Here is a 19,965-nt window from a genome sequence, read left to right as displayed (position 1 = left end):
TCCATACAGATAAAAGTTGCCCCGAGGCCAAACTCCGGCCATTCTGTGCACCTCTTCGGACCCGATCGACGATGGTGGTTATGCGGCTGTACCTCTGTGAAAAACCTTCTCAGGCCAAGGATATTGCGGCCGTGCTCGGCGCCAAGCGCCGGGGCGATGGCTGCTGGCTGGGAACGGACGTCACAGTGACGTGGTGCATCGGCCACTTGCTGGAAACCGCGCCGCCGGATGCCTACGACGCCCGCTACAAGCGCTGGGTGCTGGCGGACCTGCCGATCATTCCGGACAAGTGGAAAATGACCGTCAAGCCGCGCACCGCCAGCCAGTACAAAGCGGTCAAACGCCTGCTCGGCGAGGCCAGCGAGTTGATCATCGCCACCGACGCCGACCGTGAGGGCGAAATGATTGCCCGGGAACTGGTCGAGCACTGTCGTTATCGCGGGCCGATTCGTCGTTTGTGGCTGTCGGCACTGGATGAGGCTTCGATTCGCAAGGCACTGGCCACGCTGAAACCCGGCGCCGAGACTTTCAGTCTGTATCACTCGGCATTGGGTCGCTCCCGCGCTGACTGGCTGATCGGCATGAACATGAGCCGGCTGTTCACCTTGCTCGGTCGGCAATCGGGCTATCAAGGCGTGTTGCCAGTGGGTCGGGTACAGACGCCAACACTGCGGCTGGTGGTCGATCGCGACCGCAGCATCGCCGATTTCGTGCCGGTGCCGTTCTGGGCCATCGATGTGCAATTGCTGCACGAGGGCACGGCGTTTACCGCGCAATGGCGCGCGCCGTCGGATGTCTGTGACGATCAGGATCGCTGCCTGAATCAGGCACTGGCGCAACAAGCGGCCGCCGCCATCAACAGCGCCGCAAGCGCCCGGGTGGTCAAGTTGCGCACCGAGCGCATGCGCGAAGTGGCGCCGCTGCCCTTCGATCTCGGCACCTTGCAGGAAGTCTGCTCGAAGAAGCTCGGCCTCGGCGCGCAGGAAACCCTCGACATCGCTCAGGCCCTGTACGAAACCTACAAAGTCGTCACCTATCCGCGCAGCGATTGCGGCTACCTGCCACTGAGCCAGCACAGCGAGGCACCGGGGATTCTCGCCGCGCTGCGTCAGGCCGACCCGAGCCTTGAAGCGCTGCAAGGTCATCTGGAACCGCAGTGTCGCTCGCGAGCGTGGAACGATGCCAAGGTCAGCGCGCACCACGGCATCATCCCCACCGCCGCCGCCAAAAACCTCGAACGCCTGACCGGCAAACATCGTGCGGTCTATACGTTGATTCGCGCACGTTATCTGGCGCAGTTTCTGCCCAATCATGAATTCGACCGCACCCAGGCCGACTTCGACTGCGCCGGGCAGCCGTTGCGCGCCGTCGGCAAACAGATTGTCGAACCGGGCTGGAAACGCGCACTGCCCGAAGCATTGGCGCCAGCCAAGGGCCGTGAGGCCCCCGCACCGCAAACCCTGCCGACTCTCTCCCAAGGTATTGAGTGCGCAGTGGCGGACGTGAAACTCAAGGATCTATGGACGCAACCGCCCAAGCCCTACACCGAGGGCGATCTGATCAAGGCCATGAAAAACGTCGCCAAACTGGTCGAAGATCCGCTGCTCAAGCAAAAGCTCAAGGACACTACCGGCATCGGCACCGAGGCCACCCGGGCATCGATCATTCAGGGCCTGCTGGATCGCGGTTATCTGGTGAAAAACGGCAAGGCACTGGCCGCGACGCCGGCCGCTTTCAGCCTGATCGACGCCGTGCCAAGGGCGATTGCCGATCCGGGCACCACAGCGATCTGGGAACAGGCGCTGGACATGGTGCAGAGTGGCGAAATGAGTCTGGAGGAATTCGTCACCAAACAGGCTGCGTGGATGAGCAAACAAGTGGCGCGATGTTCGGTGTTGAGCCTGACCATCAGCGGCCCGCCACCTGCGGGGAAGGCTGCGACGCCGTGGAAAAACAAACGCAAATCGACCAGAAGCAAAACCACCAGCACCGCCAAACGCACAGCGAAACCCAAGGCCAAATAACTCTGATTTGCTGCAACCTTGTGGTGAGGGGATTTATCCCCGTTGGGTCGCGAAGCGGCCCCTCTTTTGACTCAAGAATAGTATGGGTCTGCTGCGCAGCCCAACGGGGATAAATCCCCTCGCCACAAAATGTGAGTCCACAATGATGGGGCCATTTAAGTTGAAGGCTCACCACAATGCCCAACATCGAACTGCACCCCGCCCACCGCGATGACCTTGAAACCATCGAAAACCTGATGCAGTTCTACATGTACGACTTCAGCGAATGGCTGCCGCTGACACTCGCCGAGCATGGCTTCTTCCCCATCCAGCCCAAACTCGATTACTGGCGCCAACCCGCCACCCGCCCATTCCTGATCAAGGTCGATGGTGAACTGGCCGGATTCGTCACCGTGGATAACGACACCCATATCGACGGCGCCGAGCACAACATCGGCTACTTCTTCATCACCCGGCGCTTTCGTGGCCAAGGCGTCGCGCAGTTTGTCGTCTCTGCCCTCTTGAACCGTTTCCCCGGTCAGTGGCAAATTTTCCACATCGACGCCAACCTGCCGGCCCAGCGGTTCTGGGCCAGGGTCATCCCCGATCTGAGCGGCGGCGAATTCAGCCTGCATCACCGCGAAGTGGACGGTTATCCGTGCACCTTCTACGCTTTTTCGAGCGGCTTTTCTGCCGCCTGAGCAGATCCTTTCTCATTCCAAAACAGCTTTGTCGGACAATATGTAGTGCTTGAAAATAATCACTACAAAACCGTTGACGGCGTCGTTTTGCTTTTGCATGATGAGGACGTTCCCCGATCGGGAACACTGGTAACACGCTTGAGCAAACTCGTCTGACCGCCGAGTTGTTTTTTCCGGATACACGCTGCCCACAAGGCAGATTGAAGAAGCTGACCTGGCCTGAACGTCCAGTACAAGGACGAGAATGCTGGCGAAAATTCTCAAGATGCTTGTGCGTCGACCCTGAAAACGTCGACATGGGGCCTTACGGTTTTCGCTGCTTCTCCTCGTTGTGACGCTATTGCGTAGCAGTTATTCAACACGACTACATGCAACAGATGCACGACCCCGTACTTATCACGGGCGACCGCTGACGTCCTGGTTTCGGTGCCAGGGATCAACTAACCGATGGGCTACCTGTATTAGCGAATCAACTTTGAACGATCACCAAACTGGTCAAGGGGCACAATCATGAATCTGAACAATCAACCGACTATCGAAGAACTGGCTCGTATGTTCGCTGCGCAAAAAGACAGCCACGACAGCCATATCCTGTGGATCAGCAAATCGGGTCAGGTGCATATCGACTGCCTGTCGCCGCATGCTGGTGAAGAAGAGTTCGACCAGAACCACCAGAATCTGCTGGCCCGCCTGAAGATGTACCGTCGCGGCCACGGTTATGTCGGCAAGAAAGCCGCAGCCGACACGGATTTCATCGGCAATGTTCTGCAGACTCTGAAACACGCATGGGACTCGATGCAGAACAAGAATGAAGTTCGGGTGATTGATCGGTTCTACTGATCCGCACTACACATAACAAAAAGGGCCTGCTCCCAATACGGAGCAGGCCTTTTTTATTATCTGAAATACACCCCCCCCTTGTGGGAGCCAGCCTGCTGGCGATGAGGCTGGTACATCCAGCATTCGCATTGCCTGACACACTGCCATCGCTAGCAGGCTAGCTCCCACAGGGGGATTGGCGTTGTTGATCAGATTCCGGGGGCGAGCAGCATTTCCATAAACGCCACCGCCGCCGCGCTGTGATAATTGTTCCGCCGCCGCAACAACGCCGCACCGCGCTGTGGCGCTTCACTCTCGACACGCAATCTGCGCAATGCCCGATCCTCAGTCGCAATTGCCTCCGGCAACATCGTCGCTATCGGCGCATGGCGGATCACCTCCAGCAAGGTACTCACCGAGTTCACTTCGATCCGTACTGTCGGCGTGATCCCGTGCTGACGGAAATACTCGTCAATCGATAACCGCGTGATGAAGTCCGGCGCCAGCAAGGCGAAGTCCAGTTGCGCCACATCATTGGCCGTCAGTACCGCTGTGCTGTCGTACAACGGATGCTCGCGCCCGACCATGATCCCCAATGTCTCGGTAAATGCCGGAATGCACTCGATATCCGGGTGACGCACCGGCGTGAACGCAATCGCGATATCCAGCGAGTCATCCGCCAGACCCGCCTCGATGTCGTCCATCGACAACTCGAAAATCTGCAGATGAATCCCCGGAAATCGCGCCGCGTAATCGCGCACCAACGGCCCGACCAGATACGCCATGAAGGTTGGCGTCATCGCCAGGCGCAAGCTGCCCCGGGACAGATCCTTCACATCATGCAGCGCCCGCTTGCCCGCCTCCAATTCCACCAGCACCCGCCGCGCACATTCGATATAGGCCGCGCCGGCATCGGTTGGCTTGACCGTGCGCGAGGTACGGTCGAACAGATTCACCCCAAGGGATTCTTCCAGTTGGCGAATCTGTTGCGACAGAGTCGGCTGCGATACGTGCAGCGCCTCGGCCGCACGGGTGAAGCCGCCGTGATCGGCAACGGCCAGCAGATATCGCAAATGTCGTAACAGCATGGGGCACACCATCTATAGGCAGGACTTATGCGAAGCATTGTATATCGGTCTTGGACGCTATGGGTCAATCGGCAGAAGATGAACCCCACACACAGCAAGCCAATCCCTGAAAGGAGTGACACCATGCAACAGTCCCACGCCTACAACGACACCAGCCTGGCCCTGACTACCCACATTCTCGACATCAAGGCGCGCAAAAATCTGTCGTGGCAGGATCTTGCCGACGGCACTGGCCTGAGCCTGGCCTACGTCACCGCTGCCCTGCTCGGCCAACACCCGCTGCCGCAAGACGCCGCCCAGGTTGTTGGCGACAAACTGGAACTGGACGCCGACAGCGTCGCCGCCCTGCAGATCATCCCGTTGCGCGGCAGCCTCAGCGGTGTGCCGACCGACCCGACCATCTACCGTTTCCACGAGATGATCCAGATCTACGGCACCACCCTTAAAGCACTGGTTCACGAGCAGTTCGGCGACGGCATCATCAGCGCCATCAACTTCAAACTGGACATCAAGAAAGTCGAAGACCCGGAAGGCGGCTCCCGCGCCGTTGTCACCCTCGACGGCAAGTTCCTGCCACTGCGTCCGTTCTGATCCATCCCGGCCCGCACCCTCGGTGCGGGCCCCCCCCAAAAACCCGAATTCTGAAGTCGTCACCACATTCGTCTGGAGGCTGCCCCATGCAAAAAATTCTGTTGGCCCTCGCCCTGCTCGCCGGTTTCGCCGCCCAGGCCCACGCTGAAGAAGACGCCGTAGCCTATCGCTACGGCATGGACCTGGACATCGCGGAAGTGGTGAGCATCAGCCCGGTCGCCGACATCTGCGGCGTAGTCCCGGTGGACATGGTCTATCTCGACTCGAACGGCGGCAGACACACCCTGCACTACAGCGAATTCGGCACCGGCTGCTCCAACTAAGCCCCTGAGGACAACACCATGAAAACCCTGATCGAAGGCTTCCTGAAGTTCCAGAACGAAGCGTTTCCACAACGCACCGAACTGTTCAAACACCTGGCCACCACCCAGCATCCCGGCACGTTGTTCATCACTTGCTCCGACAGCCGTGTCGTGCCTGAACTGCTGACCCAGCAAGAGCCCGGCGAACTGTTCGTGGTCCGTAACGCCGGCAATATCGTGCCGTCCTACAGCCCGCATCCGGGCGGGGTTTCGGCGACCGTGGAATACGCGGTAGCGGTGCTCGGCGTGACCGACATCGTGATCTGCGGCCACTCCGATTGCGGCGCAATGACCGCCATCGCCCAGTGTAAATGCATGGATCACCTGCCCGCCGTCAGTGGCTGGTTGCAACACGCCGAGTCGGCGAAAGTGGTCAACGAGTCCCGCCCGCATGCTAATGAAGCGGCGAAATTGAGTTCGATGGTGCGTGAGAATGTGATCGCGCAACTGGCGAACATTCAGACGCATCCGAGCGTGCGCCTGGCCCAGGAGAAAGGCCTGCTGAATTTGCATGGCTGGGTGTATGACATCGAGACCGGCTCGATCGATGCGCTGTCGTCAGACCGCCGCACCTTTGTATCGCTGGCTGATCAACCTGCAACGTGCGCCATCCACGCTCAAACAACCAACGCCGCCTGAAAGAACAACGGAAAACCCCTGTGGCGAGGGAGCTTGCTCCCTCGCCACAGGTTAACAATCAGGTTTAGCGTTTTACCGTCAGGTCAATTTGAGTCATGCGGCTGCGCACGGTAAACACGCCATCCCCCGAAAGAATCGCACTGCGCGCAAACAACCGCCCGCTCTCCCAGTTCGAAAGCCCCAGTTCCGGCTTGTTCAGCGCGTACTGACCATCGACCCAACGGGTAATGCCGTTACCCACAAACGGCGCGTTGACCGCGTTATAAAAACGCTCCTGCACCTGCGCATCCTCGCTGATCAGCGACACGGTGAACTGCGGGCTGTAGCGGTTGAACAAGCCAGTCGCTTGATCCAGATCCTCGACAATCATCAGACTGACTTCAGGAGTTTCTTCCCACTCCCACTCGCGGCCCAACTGACTTTCCGCCAACGGTTCGGCCAGTGCTTCAGTCTGATAACCCTCGGCGCGATAGACCTCAACCGTCGCGTTCTGCCAATCGGTCGGCAGGTAACTTTCGCTGCCTTCGACGATGTGCAACTTGCAACCCTGCCCCCGTGCGGTGCCAGCCTGCTTCAGCGCTTCAAGAAACAGCGGCACCAACTTAGCGGCACGCTCACGTTGAATCAGACAAACGTTGAGGGTGTTGCAAACCTTGCGATCCAGCGAATTGCGCACCACCGCCGCAAAGCGTTTGGCGTCGGCATCACGATCCGCGACCAGCCACGCGCCACCGGTGCCGTGCAGGCTGACGGCGGTGCCGGCCTGCTGGGCGATGCTGCCCAACTGACTGACCGCACGCCCCGAACCACGGGCCACCGCCAACGACAGACGACGGTCGGCGAACATTGCCCAGCCAGCCGCGTGATTGACACTTTCCACCAGCGACACCGCGCCCGCCGGCAGACCAGCATCGACCAGCGCCGGGTTCAGTGCGTGGCTGACGATGGCTTTTGCGGTGCCCAACGCATCGCTGCCGATACGCAATACAGCGGTGTTGCCGGTCCGCAGAACACCAGCGGCGTCGGCGAAAACGTTCGGCCGCCCTTCGAAGACAAACGCGACGATGCCCAGCGGCGACACCACTTGCTCGACCTTCCAGCCGTCATGTTCGACGCTGCTGATGACTTTGCCGCGAGTGGCTGGCGCATCACGCCAGGCACGCAGGCCGGCGATCATGTCGCGGCGCATGCGCTCATCGGCGAACAGTCGGGTGGTGGAGCGCCCGCGAGCTTTGGCGCGCTCGATGTCGGCGAGGTTGGCGGATTCGATCTGCGTCCAGCATTCCGCGGATTCCAGACGCTGCGCGAACAGATCGAAGAAACGGCTGATCGCCTCATCAGACACCGTCGATAGCGCTGTGAAGGCTGCCGCCGCGCGTTCGATGGCCACCGCTGCCGCTTGTTGATCGACCACCGGAATCAGCAACAACTCGCCACTCACCTGCTCCACCAGCAGGTGGTCACCGGGCTGGAAACGCGCGGCCAGTTCGGGGCTGACCACGGTGACGCGGTTACCAGCGAAAGGGATCGGCGTACCAGCGACGAGACGTTCGAGCGCGAGAGACATAAAACGGATTCACCATGCAGAGGGCGGCCGGAAAATGTATAGGAACACCTACCCCTCAAGCAACACAAAACCCTGTGGGACTTACCTTGCAGAACCGACACACAACCCCTGTGGGAGCTAGCCTGCTAGCGAATGCGGTCGATCAGGCAAATTAATGCCAGCTGACACTCAGCAATCGCTAGCAGGCTAGCTCCCACAGGAATTACAGCGCCCTGATCAGAACACCGACCAGCCAATCCGCGAGCTGAGCATTTCCAGCGCCGCCATCCCCGCCAGCGAATTACCCGCCGCATTCAGCTCCGGCGACCACACGCACACCGTGAACTGCCCCGGCACCACCGCGACGATCCCGCCACCAACGCCACTCTTGCCCGGCAGCCCGACGCGATAAGCAAAGTTACCCGCCTCGTCATACAGCCCGCTGGTGGCCATGATCGAGTTCACCTGCTGGGTCTGGCGGCGGCTGAGGATCTGTTCACTGCTGTGTTTACAGAAACCGTCATTGGCCAGAAAGCAGAACGCCCGGGCCAGGTCGATGCAACTCATGCGCATCGCGCAGTGGCTGAAATAGCTGCGCAACACCGCTTCAACGTCATTGTGAAAGTTGCCGAAAGACTGCATCAGATAAGCCATCGCCGCGTTGCGTGCGCGGTGCTGGTACTCGGAATCAGCTACCTTCCCGTCGATCATCACCTGCGGATTACCCGACAGACGCCGGACAAAATCACGCATCGACAGCGTCGGTGCGGCGAAGCGCGATTGATTGATGTCGCAGATCACCAGCGCACCGGCATTGATGAACGGATTGCGCGGGCGCCCGCGTTCGAATTCCAGTTGCACCAGCGAATTGAATGGCTGGCCGGACGGCTCATGGCCGAGGCGTTCCCAGATCGCTTCGCCGGAATGATCGATGGCCTGCACCAGGCTGAACACCTTGGAAATACTCTGCACCGAGAACGGCGTCTCGGCGTCACCGGCGCAGTACATCTCGCCGTCGTTACCGTACACGGCGATGCCCAACTGATTGGCCGGCACGGTGCCGAGGGCGGGAATGTAGTCAGCCACCTTGCCCTGCCCGATCAATGGCCGGACAGCTTCAAGGATCTCGTTCAACAGCGCTTGCATGCCGGGTTCCGAAGTCTCGCCCCATGGGATCGCGGGGACACTGGGGCTAGACGCTGCGGATCAATGCCGAATCACACCGCTCACTGCTGGAACTGCCTAAGGCTGCGAAACCGCCAACGCTCAATGCGCCCGATCCAGCCCCGCGAGCAATGCCACGTCACGGCTGTAGATGTCCGGCGCGTACTGCACGCGCCCGGCGCTGTCGACCTGCGCCGTCCAGTACGTCATCAGGATCGGCACCGGAGCGGCGAGGCGGAATTCGTGAGTAGTGCCGGTGGCGAGCAAGGTGTCGGTGCGCGCGACTTCCGCCGGCGTCAGCAGCAGATCACGCAGTTTCATCGGATGCTCGACCCGCACACAACCCGAACTGAAGGCACGCGGGCCCTTGTCGAACAGCGCCTTGCTCGGCGTGTCGTGCAGGTACACCGAGAACGGATTGGGGAAGCGGATGACCATTTGCCCCAACGGATTACGTGGCCCGGCGTCCTGACGCAGGAGGATGTTGCCAGGGTTATCCCAGTCGATATCCGCCGCAGCAAGCGGATGCCCGTTGGCATCGAGCACTTGCAGATTCTGCCGGCTGAGGAAGGTCTGATCCTTGCGAATCGCCGGCAGCTTGTCTTCTTTCCAGATAGTCGGCGGCACGGTCCAGGTCGGGTTCAGGGTCAGGCGTGTCACGCGGGATTTGAGCAGCGGAGTCTGACGCTCGGCGCGGCCGACCTGGGTGCGGGTTTGCCACACCGGTACGCCGCCCTGATACAGGGTCAGTTCAGCGGCGGCGACGTTGACCAGCAAACCATTGGGCTCCATGTCCTGAGCCAGCCAACGGAAGCGTTCGAGGTTGACCCGCAGTTGTTCGCGACGGGTCAGCGGACTGATATTCAGCTCGGCAATCGTCCCCGGCCCGACCACCCCGTCGGCCTGCAACGAATGGTTGGCCTGAAAGCTTTTCACCGCTTCGACCAGCACACCTTCATACGCATTGTCAGGAGTGCCGACGATGTGCGCCAGATAACCTTCGTTGTACAAACGCTGCGCCAGTTCCGGCACGCGCTTGTCTTCCATCGCCGGGCGCAGCAGCGGCCCGTTGCCGACCGATTGCCAGCGCGGCAAGGCCTGTTCGCGTTGTTTGGCGTAGAGGTGCCGCAGATTCTGATATTGCGCCAGACGCGGCCGCGCCTGATCGAACGCCGCCGGGATGTCATGCATGCCCGGCACCGCGATGGCGAGCAATTCGGCCTGACGGTCACGCGGGGTTTCATCGGCATGCCACAACGGCTCGAAATGCGATTGCAGCAGACGACCGTAATGCAGATCCTGCAGCGCTTGCAGGTAGTAACGGCTGATCTCGATATCGGCACACAACTCGCCGTCCTGCGGCGCATTCATTGCCACTGGATAGCGCTTGGGATTGAGGCCATCGTCGGCCAACAACTGCAATTGCGCATGCAAGGCCGGCAAACGTGCGGACTCGACCGCCCACACCGGCAGCCAGTCCTGCTGCTGATAGAACGCTTGCAACTGTTGCAACGCCGCCGCACCAAGATTGGCGGCAATCGCCGGACAGGCCTGCGGCAAGCCGATCAATACGGCCTGCAACGGACTTTGCGGCTCGACCGGCACTGGCGCAGGCAGCGTTTCGAGCGGCGGCAAGGGCTCTTCGGCGCAAGCGACAAACGGCGCAGCGATCAGACAAATGCTCAAGTAGCATGCGTACTTTTTGAACAACTGCTTTACTCCAATCCATGGCCGTCTTGATGACGGTCAACCTTACATCAGGCGCGGTGCACAGTCAGTTTCGTTTCTGCGGTCCCGCCGGTATGACTGGGAGTCAGGAGAAAAAGTAACAAATGAGTCATTCGTGAGGAAATTCTCTAAATGTTGACGTTTTTGCGCCGACTTTTTCTGAGCACCGCAGCCCTTGTCGTGGTGTGCAGTCCAGTTTTTGCCGCCGGCAAACCATCGCCGGTTCTCTACAACAGCCTCGCCCACGCCGCGCCGGAACTCAATCCCCAAGCGCTGAAAGGTGCATTGAACGCCATGCAATGCGCGATCAACAACGGCGCGAAGCAGTCCCGTCACCTGGCGATCATCGATTATTCGCAACCGTCCACGGCGCGCCGCTTGTGGATTTTCGATCTGACCCGGAAAAAACTGGTGCTGCGCGATCTGGTCGCTCATGGCTCCAATTCCGGGGAAAACTTCGCCACCCAGTTCTCCAACCGCATGGGCAGTTATCAGTCGAGCCTCGGGCTGTTCCGCACCCAGGAAAGTTACGAAGGCACCCACGGCTACTCGTTGCGCATGGACGGCCTGGAGCCGGGTTTCAATGATCAGGCCCGCGACCGTGACATCGTGATCCACGCCGCCGATTACGTGAATCCGCTGTGGAGCAAACGTCAGGGTCGCATCGGTCGCAGTCAGGGCTGCCCGGCGGTTCGTCCGCAAATTGCGAAACAGGTGATCGATAAACTCAAGGACGGCCAGTACATGTTTTCCTGGTATCCGGATCAGCGCTGGCTGAAGACCTCGCCGTACCTCAACTGCCATCCGCAGCAAGTCGCGAGCATCCTCAACACCCACGGTAGCTGACCAGAACACGCAAAACCCTGTGGGAGCTGGCTTGCCAGCGATGAGGCCGGCACGTCCAGCACTGATGTTGCCTGAACCACCGCCATCGCTGGCAAGCCAGCTCCCACAGTGATCGAGTTCAACCCGATAAATTCCCCCCAGCTCTTTCATTACAACTTTGTCATTCAGTTGTCGGTTTGCCGAGCGGATCGCTCGGTAGCCTGAAATTGTCCCGGCGCCAATGCCGATCAACTTCCACACTGAGTGACCCATCATGAAAACCCTGATCCTCGCCTTCACCGCCCTCCTCGCCAGCGGTTCCGTGTTTGCCTCGACCATGCCCGACACCAGCGTAATTCAGGACAAAACCGGTTTCTTCGTCCATCTGGATATCGACAAAGTCCTGTCCAGCACCGATATTTCCCAGGCCTGCGGGGTGATTCCGGCGAAACTCAACTACCTCGATCACCAGGGCCGCGAGCATGTGCTGAACTATGACGTGCAGGGCAGCGGCTGCACCAATGACCATTGAGACTGATCGCGCATGAATATTCTGGTAGTCGAAGACGAACCCAAGGCTGGCAATTACCTGCTCAATGGCTTGCAGGAACTGGGTTACAGCGTGAGCCTGGCGCGCAACGGTGCCGACGGTCTGCACCTGGCGCTGGAGCACAGTTTCGATGTGATCGTGCTCGACGTGATGATGCCGCAAATGGACGGCTGGGAAGTGCTGCGCCGGCTGCGCAAGGAAGCCGACACGCCGGTGCTGTTCCTCACCGCCCGCGACGACATCGCCGACCGCGTCAAAGGCCTGGAACTGGGTGCCGACGACTATCTGATCAAACCGTTTTCCTTCGCCGAACTGGTGGCGCGCCTGCGCACCCTGACCCGGCGCGGGCCGATTCATGAAGAAGAACAACTGCAAGTGGCCGACCTGCAAATCGACGTGCTCAAGCGCCGCGTGACCCGCGCCGGAACGCGGATCACCCTGACCAATAAAGAGTTCGCGCTGTTGCAATTGTTCGCCACTCACACCGGCCAGGTGCTGTCGCGCTCGCTGATTGCCTCGCGGGTGTGGGACATGAATTTCGACAGTGACACCAACGTCGTCGATGTCGCCGTGCGGCGCTTGCGGGCGAAAATCGATGACCCGTTCCAGCTCAAGCTGATCCACAGCGTGCGCGGCATCGGCTACCGCTTCGACACTCAACCATGAAGACAGCTCGCACTTATTCCCTGACCTTGCGCCTGGCGTTGGTGTTCGCCCTGCTCGCCTTCGCATCGCTGGCCGGCCTCGGCGCGGCGCTGTATGGCGAGCTGGAAGAACAACTGATTCGGCGCGACGACATTTCGCTGGTCAGCCGCGTCGATCAGTTGCGTACGTTCCTCAACGACAGCAACACCCTTGAGCTGATCAAGAACAAACCGGCGCTGTTCCAGAACATGCTCGGCAATCGCGAAGCGCTGCTGAGCATTGGTGCGCCAGGGCAACCGCCATTGTTGGTGGTCAACCCCGGCAATCTGAGCATGCCGACTTTGCCTGCCGTGCCCATCGACCAACCGATGTCGCTGAAAGATGTGCAGCATTTGCCCAGCGTCAACGGCGTGCCGTTTTCGGCGGTTGTGGCGAGCATCGATTCCGGGGAATTGGGCAACCTGCAAGTGCTCACCGGGCGGCTGATGAGCGAGCGCACAGCGATGCTCGCCACCTATCGCCTCAGCGTTTATGGCTTGGCGACATTGGCAGCCATCGTGCTGGCGTTGATCGGTTGTCTGCTGGTGTATCGCGGCCTGCTGCCGTTGCGCCGACTGGCCCGGCATGCGCACGGGATCGGCGTCGGTAATCTCGACGAACGCCTCGACAGCCAAGGCGCGCCTCGCGAGCTGGTGCCGATGATCGATGCCTTCAATGCGATGCTTGATCGACTCGGCAAGGGCTTCGCGCAGTTGAGCCAGGTGTCGACCGACATGGCGCATGAACTGCGCACGCCGATCAATAATCTGCTGGGCGAAACCCAGGTCGCGCTGCAACAGCAACGCAGCAGCGAGGCCTATCAGCAATTGCTCGCCTCCAATGTCGAAGAGCTGGAACGGCTGACGCGGATGCTCGACAACATGTTGTTCCTCGCCCGTACCGATCCGGCGAGCGCCATGAGCCAACGTCAGGAGCTGGATGCCGCCGATGAGATGCAACGCATCGCCGATTATTTTGAAGGTCTGGCGGCGGATGTCGGCGTACACATTGAAGCGCGTGGCAGCGGGGTGATCTGGGCTGAGCCGATGTTGCTGCGGCGGGCCCTGGCCAACCTGTGTGCCAACGCGATCAAGTACGGCGCGGCGGATTCGACGATTCAGGTTGAGGCGATTTCCGAACCCGATGGCAGCTATCTGCGAGTGCGCAACCATGGCGCGACCATCCCGGCTGAACATCTGGCGCGACTGTTCGAGCGTTTCTATCGCGTCGATCCGTCTCGCGAGCGCTCGGCACAATCCAACGGTCTGGGCCTGTCCATCGTCGCGACCATCATGCAACTGCACCATGGCCGCTACAGCGCCAGCAGCACGGACGGCATCACCTGCTTCGAACTCTACTTCCCCGTCCGCCAAAACCCCGACTGACCCACACAAAACCCCTGTAGGAGCTGCGGCACGCTGCGATCTTTTGATCTTGCCTTTAAAAAACAAAGTCAAAAGATCGCAGCGTGCCGCAGCTCCTACAGTAGATCGTGGTGTATCAGTTACGTGAGGTGTTCGCGAGCAGGCTCGACCCGGAGCTGGATGCCGCCGATGAGATGCAACGCATCGCCGATTATTTTGAAGGTTTGGCGGCGGATGTCGGCGTACACATCGAAGCGCGTGGCAGCGGGGTGATCTGGGCTGAGCCGATGTTGCTGCGGCGGGCCCTGGCCAATCTGTGCGCCAACGCGATCAAGTACGGCGCGGCGGATTCGACGATGCAGGTTGAAGCGATTGCCGAGCCTGATGGCAGCTATCTACGGGTACGCAACCACGGCGCGACCATCCCGGCTGAACATCTGGCGCGGCTGTTCGAGCGTTTCTATCGCGTCGATCCGTCTCGCGAGCGCTCGGCACAATCCAACGGTCTGGGCCTGTCCATCGTCGCGACCATCATGCAACTGCACCATGGCCGCTACAGCGCCAGCAGCGCGGATGGCATCACCTGCTTCGAACTCTACTTCCCCGCCCGCCAAAACCCCAACTGACCCACAAAAACCCCTGTAGGAGCTGCGGCACGCTGCGATCTTTTGACTTTGGTTTTATAAAAACAGGATCAAAAGATCGCAGCGTGCCGCAGCTCCTACGGTAGATCGTGGTGTATCAGCTCGACCCGGGATTTGGTCTGCGTTCGGCTGATGATCAGGGCCATGACCATCACTGCGCTGGCGACGCCGAAGGTGATGTGCAATCCGCTACCAATGACCGTGGCAGGCGCCTCGACGGGATTGCCAGTGGCGAAGGCAAACACCGCGCCCATCGCCGCCGCGCCGGTGATCAAACCCAGATTGCGCGCCAGCCCGAGCAGTGCCGAGACCACGCCACGCTGACCCTGACTGACGCCGGTCATCAGCCCGGTGTTATTCGCCGCCTGGAACAGCGCATAGCTGGCGGCAATGACGCTGAGCGGCAGCAAATACGCGGGCAGTCCGAAACTCATCGGCAACAGCGCCAGCAAAACGCAACCGCAGACCATCCCGAGCAATGCGCCCGGCACCACCCGCCGTGCGCCAAAGCGATCCACCAGCCGTCCCGCCGGTACACCACCAAACGCAGCCAACAACGGTCCGACCGACAACACCAAGCCAACCATCGCACTGGGTAGCCCCAGCCCTCGACTCAGGTAAAACGGCCCGACCACCAGCGTGGTCATCATCACGGTGGTCACCAGAAACGTCAGCGCCAGACTGCTGCTCAGACGCAGATCAGCGAACAGTGACATTCGAATCAGCGGCGCCTTGGCCTTCATCTCGACCACGATGAACAATCCCGCGCCGCACAGGCTGACCAGCAGCAATGCCAATGTGAAACCTTCAAGGGTCATCGCCAGCGCGTAGGCCGCCAGCGTCATCACCAACACCCCGGTGCCAAGGTAATCAAACGTGATGCGCGACCCTGCCGTGCGGTCTGCCGGCAGATAGCGATACACCAGCCAGGCATTAAGCAAACCCAATGGCACGTTGAGCAAAAATATCGACTGCCAGCCGACATGCGCCATCAACACGCCGCCCAGCGAAGGCCCGAGGGTGGTGCCGGTTGCCGACATGGTTGCCAGCAATCCCATCGCACTGCCCGCTCGCTCTTTGGGCACCGCATCGGTCACCAGCGCCAGCGTCAACGCGAACATGATCGCCGCCCCAAGGCCTTGCACCGCCCGCGCGCCGATCAACCAGCCCAGTCCCGGCGCCAGCGCGCAGCACAGCGAGGCTGCGGTAAAAATGCCGATGCCGATCAACAGCAATCGCCGCCGACCAAACCCGTCCCCCAAACGCCCGACGCTGACAATCAACGTCGTAATCGCCAGCAGGTAAGCGAGGACGATCCACTGCACCTGTTGAAACGTCGCATCGAACGCCGTCGCCAGTGTCGGCAATCCGGCGTTGGCGATGCTGGTGTCCAGCGATGGCATCAGCATCGACAGCGCCAGACTGGTCAGCGCCCAGCGGGCTGTGGTGCTCAGGGGTTGTCGGGGCATGGGGCGCTCTCATGGCAAAGGTCATGCGCCATAGCCTGAGCCTCGACAATACAAGGCGCAAGACGCATGCTTTGCACTCAATACCTGCATGGAACGCCATATCATGACCACGCCGGATCTGAACTTGCTGCTCACCCTCGACGTGCTGTTGCGTGAAGGCAGCGTCGCCCGCGCCGCCAAATGCCTGGGGCTGAGCCCATCGGCCATGAGTCGCGCGTTGGCCCGTCTGCGCGAAACCACCGGTGATCCGTTGCTGGTGCGCGCCGGTCGCGGCCTGGTGCCGACGCCGCGTGCGCTGCAATTGAGTGAGCGAGTCAGTCTGTTGGTGCAGGAAGCCGAGGCAGTTTTACGTCCCGCCGAGGTGCTCGACCCAAGCCAGTTGCAACGCACATTCACTTTGCGCAACACCGACGGATTCGTCGAAACCTTTGCCGGCGCCCTGCTCGCTCGCATCGCTGAAGAGGCCCCCGGCGTGCGTCTGCGTTTTGTGCAGAAAGCCGACAAGGACAGCACGCTGCTGCGCGAAGGCCGGGTGGATCTGGAGACGGGCGTGGTCGACGACAGCACCGACCCGACGCTGCACAGCCGAATCCTCTTTCAGGATCAGTGGATCGGGGTGGTGCGCGAGGGACATGCGTTGAGTTCGGGCAAGCTCAGCGCCAAACGCTTTGCCTCGGGCCAGCACATTCTGATATCTCGACGCGGGCGCAGCAGCGGCCCGGTAGACGAAGCGTTGCTCGCCTCGGGGCTGACGCGAGACATCGTCACCTCGTTCGGCGGATTTTCTGCGGCGCTGACGCTGGTTCGAGAATCAGACCTGATCGCTACCGTCCCGGAGCGGCACACCAGCAAACTGCGGATGGGCCTGCACAGCTTTGCCCTGCCCTTCACGATGCCGGACATCAGCGTCTCCATGCTCTGGCATCCACGCATGGACGCCGATCCGGCCCATCGCTGGCTACGCAATTGCGTACGGGAAGTCTGCGCCTAACGCGCGTCACCATCGGCCGGTTTGTAGAACAGAAACTTCTTGGTTTCGGCGGTCTTCTTGTACTGTCTGGCCCAGCTCGGATGCACGTTGCGGTCGTGGAAATACAAGGCGCCATGGGTGCGATCCGGGAGTTGCCGGTTCAGCGCCTTGCCGGCGATTTCCTTGGCGAGCGTGTATTCGGCGTCTTCCTTGACCTGATCCGGTTTGCCATCGCACCACCAGGAAAACTGGCAGTTCTTGGTCTCCGAACCCTGCTTGACCACTTCGCATACGGTGCCCGGGAAGCCCTCATGGCCCAGGCGATTCATCACCACGTTGGCCACAGCTTCCATTTCCGGAGTGTCTTTGCCCTTGGCTTCCCAGTAGATACTGCGTGCCAGACAGGTGATCGGATCATCCAGCGGCGCGGTGCCGGCCGGGTCCACGGCTTGCACTTCGGTGGGGGTAATCGCCTCGGACTTCGGTGCTGGCGCAGCGCTGACTTTGTCGGCGGCTTTTTCCTCCAGCACCTGGGCCTTGGCTTCAGCCTTCTCCTTGACCGGGGCCTGATCGGTGGCCATGACCACGCCAGCCATCAGGGTTAATGCGAAACAGCCAGACAACCATTTCAATCCCATGTCAGTGCTTCCGGCAGCGCCCGCTTGGGGCAAGGTGTTTCGTGGGGGAGACCCCCGGTTTGCGGGGTCTTCGGAGAGTGTAGACGGCAAACCCGGACGCAACGTTCCGCAACAAATCACCCTCAATGAAGAAAAAGACATTGCACTCACCGGGGGCCTTTCGCGCATCATGGGCGCACTCAGCTCAAGGGAGATTTCCATGCGCTTCATGCCATCCGTTTTGCGTTTTGCTGCGTTGTCCGCTGGCCTGGCATTTGCCGCCTCGGCGCTGGCGACCGATGAATCGCAACTGGTCGAGTCGATCAATAAATACCGCAGCGAACCGCAGCGTTGTGGCAGTCAGGCCTCCAGTGAGCTGCCGCCGCTGTCGAGCGATCCGCGATTGATTCTGCCAGCCAGCGGCGCTGTCGATCTGCAACAGGCCATGGTTCGCGCCAGTTATCCGATGAACAAGGTGCAGGCGATCACCCTTAACGGGCCGCGTGATGCGGCATCGGCGATGACGGCGATTCAGGAGAGTTTCTGTCAGGTGGTGCTCGATCCGCAGTTTGTCGATGTCGGTGTCAGCCGCGCTGATCGTGACTGGCGGATTGTGCTGGCGCGACCACTGCTGTCAGCCAAACTCGGCGACGCGCAGGGTGAAGGGCAAAAGCTGCTGGAGCAGTTGAACGTCGCCCGCAGTCAGGCGCGTCAATGCGGTGGTCAGGCGTTCGCCGCTGCGGCACCGTTGGCGTGGAATGCAACGCTGGGGACGGTTGCGCAGGATCACAGTCGCGACATGGCCAACAAGAACTACTTCGACCACAAAGATCCTGACGGCCGTACTCCCGGCGACCGCGCAGAACTGGCCGGTTACAGCGGTCAGCAAACCGGCGAAAACATCGCCGCCGGCCAGGACAGCGTGCGCAAGGTCGTCGACGGCTGGCTCGCCAGCCCCGGCCATTGCGCCAACCTGATGAACCCGCAATACCGCGAACTCGGCGCCGCCTATGCGACCGATCCGAAAAGCGATGCGGGGATCTACTGGACTGCGATGTTCGGTGGTCAGTAATCCAGGAGCAGACAAAAAATCATCATCGATCCCGTCAATCACCCGTTAATCAATAGTGATTGGACGCCCCTCAACGTTGCTCATAATCTGCGGCCGAGCCGTCACTTCCATGCGTAAACGGGATCGCACAACATGATCATCAGACCCAAGGTCAACCAGTTCGCCATCCTCTTTACCCTCAAGGGTTCGATTGCCAAACGTATTGCCCTGCGCACGTTGATGGTGACGCTGCTGGCGTCGGCCATCGTGCTGGTGGAAATCCTCCATCCGAGCAACTTCACCAAGGTCAACGCGACGCCGTTCACCTTGCTCGGTTTGTCGCTGTCGATCTTCATGAGCTTTCGCAACAACGCCTGCTATGACCGCTGGTACGAAGCGCGCAAGGCCTGGGGCGATGTGATCGTGCATGTGCGTTCGGTGATCCGCGAGACGCAGATCATTCGCGAGTCCAGCGAACGTCGGCCACTGCTGCTCAACCTCTGTGGGTTCGCCCATGCGCTGAATGCGCGGTTGCGCAATGAGAGTGAAGCGGCGGCGAGCGGCGCGTGGATCACCCCGAAACACGACGCGCAGGTGCCGGACTTCAGCGGGCGGATTCTGCAGCAAGTCGGTCAGCAATGTTCCGATCTGCATCAGTCCGGCGCACTGACTGAGTGGCGCTACATGCTGCTGGCCAATCACCTGACCAGCCTGACCCAGGCGCAAGCAGTCTGTGAGCGGATCAAAACCACGCCACTGCCCTTCCCCTACACCTTGCTGCTGCACCGCACGATTTACCTGTTCTGCATCCTGCTGCCGTTCGCCATGGCCGAACCGCTGGGCTGGCTGACGCCATTGTTCACGGCGATTGTCAGCTATACGTTTTTTGGTCTGGATGCGATTGCCGACGAACTGGAAGACCCGTTTGGCCGTGATGAAAATGATCTGGCGACCGACTCGCTGGTACGCACCATCGAGCGCGACATCCTCTCGGAACTCGGCGCCGAACTGCCACCGCCACTCAAGCCCGTTGACTACGTCCTGAGCTGAACACCACTCCCGCAACCCCCACAAAACCCCTGTAGGAGTAAGCCTGCTCGCGATAGCGATCGACCAGTCACCAGAGGTATTGAATGTGCCACCGTAATCG

General features: G+C 60.5%; 19 protein-coding genes and 1 pseudogene. 14 read left to right on the top strand and 6 right to left on the bottom strand.

Features of this window, described 5'->3' with window-relative positions; translation table 11 throughout:
• The first annotated feature begins 80 nt into the window (after positions 1-80).
• The 3 genes from ACIOZM_RS05125 to ACIOZM_RS05115 all read left to right on the top strand — a co-directional run bounded on the left by ACIOZM_RS05125 (position 81) and on the right by ACIOZM_RS05115 (position 3,544).
• Positions 81-2,024, top strand: coding sequence for a DNA topoisomerase III (locus ACIOZM_RS05125; protein ID WP_401210224.1), 1,944 nt, complete (start codon positions 81-83; stop codon positions 2,022-2,024).
• 176 nt (positions 2,025-2,200) lie between these two features.
• Positions 2,201-2,704 (top strand): GNAT family N-acetyltransferase, encoded by a 504-nt coding sequence (locus ACIOZM_RS05120; protein ID WP_401210221.1) that lies wholly within the window; start codon positions 2,201-2,203, stop codon positions 2,702-2,704.
• A 510-nt stretch (positions 2,705-3,214) separates the two neighbouring features.
• Positions 3,215-3,544: a hypothetical protein gene (locus ACIOZM_RS05115; protein WP_401210218.1), complete on the top strand. Its 330-nt coding sequence runs from the start codon at positions 3,215-3,217 to the stop codon at positions 3,542-3,544.
• 188 nt (positions 3,545-3,732) lie between these two features.
• Here the strand turns inward: ACIOZM_RS05115 and cynR are convergent, their stop codons facing one another.
• Positions 3,733-4,611, bottom strand: a complete 879-nt coding sequence (cynR, locus tag ACIOZM_RS05110) for a transcriptional regulator CynR (RefSeq protein ID WP_401210215.1) — start codon at positions 4,609-4,611, stop codon at positions 3,733-3,735.
• A 123-nt stretch (positions 4,612-4,734) separates the two neighbouring features.
• On the opposite strand from cynR, the gene cynS reads away from it, so the two are divergent.
• The 3 genes from cynS (at position 4,735) to ACIOZM_RS05095 (ending at position 6,203) form a co-directional block, all read left to right on the top strand.
• Positions 4,735-5,202 carry a cyanase gene (cynS, locus tag ACIOZM_RS05105; protein WP_401210212.1) on the top strand — a complete coding sequence of 156 codons (468 nt, stop codon included), beginning with the start codon at positions 4,735-4,737 and terminating at the stop codon, positions 5,200-5,202.
• A gap of 86 nt (positions 5,203-5,288) precedes the next feature.
• Positions 5,289-5,525 (top strand): DUF2790 domain-containing protein, encoded by a 237-nt coding sequence (locus ACIOZM_RS05100; RefSeq protein ID WP_401210208.1) that lies wholly within the window; start codon positions 5,289-5,291, stop codon positions 5,523-5,525.
• An 18-nt stretch (positions 5,526-5,543) separates the two neighbouring features.
• Positions 5,544-6,203, top strand: coding sequence for a carbonic anhydrase (locus tag ACIOZM_RS05095; protein WP_401210205.1), 660 nt, complete (start codon positions 5,544-5,546; stop codon positions 6,201-6,203).
• A 64-nt stretch (positions 6,204-6,267) separates the two neighbouring features.
• On the opposite strand, the gene ACIOZM_RS05090 is transcribed toward ACIOZM_RS05095, so the two are convergent.
• From ACIOZM_RS05090 to ACIOZM_RS05080, 3 genes are all read right to left on the bottom strand, one after another.
• Complete coding sequence (locus ACIOZM_RS05090; RefSeq protein WP_401210202.1) at positions 6,268-7,770, bottom strand: aldehyde dehydrogenase family protein; 1,503 nt, start codon at positions 7,768-7,770, stop codon at positions 6,268-6,270.
• 216 nt (positions 7,771-7,986) lie between these two features.
• Positions 7,987-8,895 carry a glutaminase B gene (glsB, locus tag ACIOZM_RS05085; protein ID WP_401210199.1) on the bottom strand — a complete coding sequence of 303 codons (909 nt, stop codon included), beginning with the start codon at positions 8,893-8,895 and terminating at the stop codon, positions 7,987-7,989.
• Positions 8,896-9,015: 120 nt separating this feature from the next.
• Positions 9,016-10,623 (bottom strand): murein L,D-transpeptidase, encoded by a 1,608-nt coding sequence (locus ACIOZM_RS05080; RefSeq protein ID WP_401210196.1) that lies wholly within the window; start codon positions 10,621-10,623, stop codon positions 9,016-9,018.
• A gap of 150 nt (positions 10,624-10,773) precedes the next feature.
• Between ACIOZM_RS05080 and ACIOZM_RS05075 the strand changes: the two genes are divergently transcribed.
• The 5 genes and pseudogenes from ACIOZM_RS05075 to ACIOZM_RS05055 all read left to right on the top strand — a co-directional run.
• Entirely contained in the window at positions 10,774-11,487 is a 714-nt protein-coding gene (locus tag ACIOZM_RS05075; protein WP_401210193.1) for a murein L,D-transpeptidase catalytic domain family protein, read from the top strand.
• A gap of 253 nt (positions 11,488-11,740) precedes the next feature.
• Positions 11,741-11,998, top strand: a complete 258-nt coding sequence (locus ACIOZM_RS05070; RefSeq protein ID WP_401210190.1) for a DUF2790 domain-containing protein — start codon at positions 11,741-11,743, stop codon at positions 11,996-11,998.
• A 12-nt stretch (positions 11,999-12,010) separates the two neighbouring features.
• Positions 12,011-12,682 carry a heavy metal response regulator transcription factor gene (locus ACIOZM_RS05065; protein ID WP_401210187.1) on the top strand — a complete coding sequence of 224 codons (672 nt, stop codon included), beginning with the start codon at positions 12,011-12,013 and terminating at the stop codon, positions 12,680-12,682.
• Positions 12,679-14,085, top strand: coding sequence for a heavy metal sensor histidine kinase (locus ACIOZM_RS05060; protein WP_401210184.1), 1,407 nt, complete (start codon positions 12,679-12,681; stop codon positions 14,083-14,085). The genes ACIOZM_RS05065 and ACIOZM_RS05060 overlap by 4 nt, the downstream gene beginning before the upstream one ends.
• A gap of 128 nt (positions 14,086-14,213) precedes the next feature.
• Positions 14,214-14,690, top strand: a pseudogene (locus tag ACIOZM_RS05055) (ATP-binding protein); the annotation flags it as partial.
• A 95-nt stretch (positions 14,691-14,785) separates the two neighbouring features.
• On the opposite strand, the gene ACIOZM_RS05050 reads toward ACIOZM_RS05055, so the two are convergent.
• Positions 14,786-16,177: an MFS transporter gene (locus ACIOZM_RS05050; RefSeq protein WP_401210181.1), complete on the bottom strand. Its 1,392-nt coding sequence runs from the start codon at positions 16,175-16,177 to the stop codon at positions 14,786-14,788.
• 103 nt (positions 16,178-16,280) lie between these two features.
• On the opposite strand from ACIOZM_RS05050, the gene ACIOZM_RS05045 reads away from it, so the two are divergent.
• Complete coding sequence (locus ACIOZM_RS05045) at positions 16,281-17,168, top strand: LysR family transcriptional regulator (RefSeq protein ID WP_401210179.1); 888 nt, start codon at positions 16,281-16,283, stop codon at positions 17,166-17,168.
• Here the strand turns inward: ACIOZM_RS05045 and ACIOZM_RS05040 are convergent.
• Entirely contained in the window at positions 17,165-17,785 is a 621-nt protein-coding gene (locus ACIOZM_RS05040) for a cell wall hydrolase (protein WP_401210177.1), read from the bottom strand. The two genes, ACIOZM_RS05045 and ACIOZM_RS05040, sit on opposite strands and share 4 nt — an antisense overlap.
• Before the next feature lie 199 nt (positions 17,786-17,984).
• Between ACIOZM_RS05040 and ACIOZM_RS05035 the strand changes: the two genes are divergently transcribed.
• On the top strand, positions 17,985-18,836 hold the full coding sequence (locus tag ACIOZM_RS05035; protein ID WP_401210175.1) for a CAP domain-containing protein: 852 nt from the start codon (positions 17,985-17,987) through the stop codon (positions 18,834-18,836).
• A 132-nt stretch (positions 18,837-18,968) separates the two neighbouring features.
• Entirely contained in the window at positions 18,969-19,865 is an 897-nt protein-coding gene (locus ACIOZM_RS05030; RefSeq protein WP_401210172.1) for a bestrophin family protein, read from the top strand.
• The last annotated feature ends 100 nt before the right edge of the window (positions 19,866-19,965 follow it).

It is taken from the genome of Pseudomonas sp. NPDC087346 (genome assembly GCF_044744235.1).
Classification (GTDB): domain Bacteria; phylum Pseudomonadota; class Gammaproteobacteria; order Pseudomonadales; family Pseudomonadaceae; genus Aquipseudomonas.
The sequence above is the reverse complement of the archived record's forward strand: the minus strand, read 5'-3'. Positions and strand labels throughout refer to the sequence as shown.